Below are 5195 nucleotides of genomic sequence, written 5' to 3'. Positions count from 1 at the left end.
GGCAACTGAACCTTACGATTCCCGTCCGAGGAGATCTGACCAGCATCATGGGGTTGAGCGTCGAGGGTAATCCGCCGATGAAGCCGGTAAGCGAATACACGGTTATCGGCAAGTCATTCAAGAGTTCCGCCATTCAATCGAAGGTGACGTCGAAAGCGGCTTGGGCAACGGATGTGCGTCTCCCCGGAATGCTGCATGGTCGCGTGATACATCCAAAGACTCTTGGATCCACACTGGTCTCGGCTGGTGAGTTGGACAAAGCCAGATTTCCACATTCCCAAGTCGTCGTGAAGGGCAATCTCGTTGGGGTGGTTGCATCCACTGAGTGGGAGGCGATCCAGGCTGCCCAGCAGCTCGCGAAGGACACCAGGTGGACAGATTGGAAGGGCCTGCCGGGCAGCGCGAAGCTGTACGACTACCTGAAGAACGAGGCGGATTGGAAATCCACGCCGGTGATGAAGAGCGGCGCGACCAAAGGCGACGTGACCGCGGCGCTCTCATCGGCAAAGAAGAAGCTCTCCGCCACCTACCAGGTGTCTTATATGAAGCACGCGCCTATAGGCCCCACCATGGCTATTGGCGATGTGCAGGCAGATGGTACGGTGCACATTCATACGCACAATCAAAATCCGCAGCAACTGCGCGGAGAGATTGCGAAGATGCTGGGCACAACGATCGATCACGTGATCGTGCACATTTATCCCGGACCCGGACATTATGGAAGATCGAATGGTGGAAACGCCGGAGCGGAAGACGAGGCGGTCCTCTTGTCGCAGGCTGTCGGCAAACCAGTACGCGTACAGTGGATGCGCGCGGACGATATCCAGTGGTCCACGCAATCGCCGGCCTCGTACTCTGATGTTGAGCTGGCGGTCGACGATCAAGGCAAACTCGCCGCATACCAGATTGACCACTTTATGCCTCCGATGCAGGATGATCGGCCGGTGGGCGCGGTGATCGCCGGACTGCCTACCATGCCTGCGCCAGACCTTCATGGCGATTTCATTACCTCAACGGTCAACAACATTTCAGATGAATGGCTCTATGCAGAGACCGCGAATGTGATTGAGCGCGGTCACGGCACATTCCAGGTGGGCCAAAAGGCCTCACCGATTGCCGTCGGTCTCCGCGATCACAGCATGCGCACACCGGTGCAGTTCCAGCAGAATTATCCGCGCGAACTGGCGATCAGTGAGGCGGCCGCGCTCGCAGGCGTCGATGCCATTCAATTCAGAATCGACAACACAAAGGAAGAGCGCGCCGTCGGCGTGCTGAAGGCGGCGCGTGAAGCGTCCGGCTGGGACACGCGGCCTTCGCCACGGCCTAATGCTGTTTCCACGGGAGCGACGCCCGTGCAAGGCCGCGGAGTTTCGCTGATGCTTCGCGACGGAACCTACTGGGCGTGCGTTTGCCACATCGCGGTCACTCCCAGCACTGGCGCGATTGCGGTGGAGAAATGCACGATGGCCGTTGATCCGGGAGTCGTCATCAACCCGATTCAGTTGAAGCGGCAGATTGAAGGTGGTCTGGTGATGGGAATCAGCATTGCGCTGCTCGAAGAGGTGGCCTTTGATGAGAGCGGCGTAACCCAGGATGACTGGTTGAGCTATCCAATCCTGACCATGGCCGACATACCGGAAATTAAGGTTGAGTTGATTCACAATCCCAGTGTCGGCAAATACGGCGGAGGCTCGGAGGCTGCGAACGCACTCGCCGCGCCGGCCATCGCGGCAGCTCTCCACGATGCAACCGGAAGGGCGATGCGGCGGCTCCCGATGAAGCCCGCTTACGTGAAGGACGCTTTGAAGGCGTAACCAGTCCGTCGGCGATGGGCAGTCATTCGGGCGTCGCGTATCTCGACAGGTTGCATGCGGATTCACGAGGGTCACCCACACTCAAGGACGATGGACATCGGCTGGAAACGGATCGGGCTTGTGGCGTAGTTTCCTCAAGACCTGCGGCATGAACTCACGAAAAGTATTGGAAAGCGCGCGGTCCCCAAAGCCTTCCGCTGTGCGAATAAGAGCGTGCTGCCAATCGGCTTCGCTTGGAGCTCGCCAGGCGTTCGAAAGAAAGTTGTTGCCAAACGTAGCCGCGTACCGCGCGTAAGCCAGGTGGCGCTCTCCGTCGTTCTGGTAAGCGCGAAAGGTAAGATCCACAATGTTCTTCACGCGCGATCCAAAGGGCCGGTGAATCGTATGAAAGTAGCGCGGATCCTCCCCGTTCAAGGCCGCACCTAAACTAGCCTCGATGGCGTTGCCAGTGGAAATGCCAGTCAGTCGCATGCCGTAGCGCTTGCCGAAACCCTCCCAGTGCGGGCCATATTCTGAAGGACTGTCGACGGCTGTTCCCAGGCCTGCTGAGAAAATACCTCCGACAAGGCTTGTTCTGCCGACCGTTGCGCGCGCGATCCACTCAAGCCTGCCTTCTGCACTGATCCTGTGGTACTCGGCCGGGCTTTCTGGAACCACATGGCCGTCGCGCTCAAAACTGGAGCGGAGCTCCTGCTTGTCTTGACTGGAGAGAAGCTCCTGCTTGTCTTGCAACGACGCGAAGTGATCACTCTGTGCAGCCGCAGCCGTAGGCGGCGACGCCAATGCGCACGAACACAGCAAAAGCGGTTGCAAAATTGCGAAGAGATATCTCCTCAACTCTTTGTTTTTCGGTCTTGAGAATGAGTTTGTGAATGTCAGGCTGCAATCTGGATCAGGCACCGTATCGCCGCAGCGACCTCTTGAGAGGAGTGCAGTCGAAGGATCTGCGTTTGAACTTGACCATGCATCGATCCATAATTGAGGGGCGCCTTCAAGAATCATGTCTATACGCAGAAGAAATTATCCTCAGAGCGCGAACCCGAACTTGGGTTTTCCGTTCGTGTCCGAGGTCACCTTTATCGGAATCTCCGTCCCCCACCCATGCTTGCTGAAAAACGGATCCAGCGGCGTGAGCAGAAGACTCTTCCACTTCGATGCAACCATCTGTGAAACCTCCGCCCGGGTGTGCACCTTTCCCACGAATTTGTATTTGCGGCCGTCCATCGTATAGCGCCCGGTGAGGTGCACGTTCCCTCCCGGCAAAGCGTAGTCGAGCCGTGAAAACACGAGTTCGCCGTCACGCATTGCGAAGCGTCCTGTCATCTCCGAAGTCACGTCCGGAGCGCCGGGTTTCAGGTCATCCGTCTTTCCCTGGGCCCGCAGGCTCATCAGGTCAACCTTGTCCTCGATCGTTGGATTCGTGAAATGAATCTGCCGCAGCGTGAACGCGCCTAGCAACGTCATTTTCTGGCTCACGCTCTGCTTGCCGGGAGGGATCTGCAGCTTCGCCTGAAGGGCCAGCAACCCCGTCATCGGCGCGGGGCTGGCTTTCACTGCGAGCCCGAGAAAATCCGCGATCTGCCCGTTGGGCACATCCGTTTCCACATCAATCTTGTGTCCCTGCCCCTTCACATCGATTACGGCACCATGACAGGAAAATTCGGAACTGCCCAGCTTGGCTTGAACGTGTTCGAGGTAGGTGTCGCCGGTCGTCCCGTCCACAACTGCCTGGAATTCTGTGAACAGCGGCATGGGGTGATTTGCCGTATCCAGCGAGAAATCCGGGATTTCAGTCTTTCCGCGAACGGCGATTCGATTTAGCTGGCCTTCAAAGCTGCCCGTAGACCTCAGTACTCCGCCGATCCCTTTGATGGTATTCATGTCCGCGTGCTCAAAGAGGTATTTCCCAGCCACCGCGGAGCCGCCCGGCGCCTCCGCATTCCACGGGCCGAATGTTCCCGATGCGTGAATCTCCCCTTTGGGGATCGGGTTGGTCAGAACTGCGTCGAACGGCCACGCCGTTTGCGGCCCCAGATCCCTTAAAACCACGTGCTTCAGGAGAAACACGCGCGGGTCCTTGTCCGGTTTGTCCGTGTCAATTACCAGTTCCGAGTCGTCGCAGACAATCTCATCGACCCTGATTTTCACCTTGCCCAGGCGCTGCTGGTGTCCGCCTTTTTGCCGCTGGTCGGCTGGAGGTATGTTGATCGCGAGTCCGCGAACTTTCACCTGGGTGACGTGAGTGGGCTTGAAGAACAATCCCAGCAGCGACGCCCGAAAATGGAATTGCCCAACGGCGATCAGTGGCTTTTGGTTCCCGCCGGTCGGCTGATCGTTTTGCGGAAAAATGCGCAAGCCGCTCCCGGTCACTTCGAGTCCATGAGCAATGCTTACCTGCAGGGTATCCAATTGTACGTCGCTGTCGAATCTGGCGCGCAACGTCTCTATAACCCGTCCCTTTAAAATCGGGCCGGCCCGCGCCAACACAATCTGAGCAACGATTACCAGGATCGCAACTGCCACCAGGGCCGGAATTCCCCAGCGCCAAAGTCTCGATGTGCGCGCAGGCGCCCGTTCAGTGGATTGCTGAATTTGAATGAGTAAAACCCCGCCGAAACTGCTTTCACTCGTTGGATGCGCTCGCACGCAACTCCCGTTGTTAGTCATCTGAGAACCTTGGCCGCCACCTGCCCGGGATCACGCCCTCGGACATCCAGATACGTCGCAGAGATCGAATTCTGAAGGTCGCAGACATAGTGATCGACATCACACGATCACTCGCCTGCCTGTTCAATAATTTTCAAGATGACGCGGCACGCCATTACGCGTACCGTTGTAGTCGTTCAACCCCAACCATCTGCTGTGGAGGCAAATTGCTTTTAGGCATTCTCAAGGAAACCGCTCTCGGCGAAACTCGCGTCGCTCTGTTGCCTGAAAACCTCAAATCGCTCCTGGCCCAGGGCATCACAGTCGTGGTTGAATCCGGCGCAGGTAAAGCGGCCGGAGCATCCGATGACGCATATTCGGCAGCCGGCGCCACGGTCACCGGCGACCGCCCATCCATCCTCGGCGAGGCGGACCTGATTCCAGTGGTCAATGCCCCCAGCGCATCCGACCAAGCCCTGCTCAAATCCGGAGCCGCCGTCATCGGCTTCCTGCGACCGCTCGAGGCGCCTTCAGCGCTGGCCACCGCCATCGCCCTCCACGTCACCCTCTTCAGCATGGAATTAGTGCCGCGCATCAGCCGCGCCCAGTCAATGGACGCGCTTTCCTCCATGGCCACCGTTGCCGGATACAAAGCCGTCATCAACGCCGCCGGAGTGCTGCCGCGGCTTTTCCCGATGCTGATGACCGCCGCCGGTACCATTCCGCCTGCAAAGG

The 5195-nt window shown here is 58.2% G+C and carries 4 protein-coding genes; 2 read left to right on the top strand and 2 right to left on the bottom strand.

Annotation, left to right across the window (positions count from 1 at the left end; genetic code table 11):
• The coding region (locus WA354_RS11475) for a xanthine dehydrogenase family protein molybdopterin-binding subunit (RefSeq protein WP_472813149.1) at positions 1-1814 on the top strand (1814 nt) is incomplete at its 5' end.
• Between the two features lie 81 nt (positions 1815-1895).
• Here WA354_RS11475 and WA354_RS11470 read toward each other — a convergent pair.
• Together WA354_RS11470 and WA354_RS11465 are read right to left on the bottom strand one after the other, a co-directional pair.
• The gene (locus WA354_RS11470; RefSeq protein WP_472813148.1) at positions 1896-2627 is read right to left on the bottom strand and encodes a hypothetical protein; all 732 of its coding nucleotides are present in this window, start codon (positions 2625-2627) and stop codon (positions 1896-1898) included.
• A gap of 213 nt (positions 2628-2840) precedes the next feature.
• The gene (locus WA354_RS11465) at positions 2841-4337 is read right to left on the bottom strand and encodes an AsmA family protein (protein ID WP_472813147.1); all 1497 of its coding nucleotides are present in this window, start codon (positions 4335-4337) and stop codon (positions 2841-2843) included.
• 350 nt (positions 4338-4687) lie between these two features.
• Here WA354_RS11465 and WA354_RS11460 point away from each other — a divergent pair.
• The coding region (locus WA354_RS11460; protein ID WP_472813146.1) for a Rossmann-fold NAD(P)-binding domain-containing protein at positions 4688-5195 on the top strand (508 nt) is incomplete at its 3' end.

This window comes from Occallatibacter sp. (genome assembly GCF_049802275.1).
Lineage (GTDB): Bacteria > Acidobacteriota > Terriglobia > Terriglobales > Acidobacteriaceae > Telmatobacter.
Note: the sequence above shows the minus strand (reverse complement) of the source record. Positions and strands in the feature narration are given on the sequence as shown.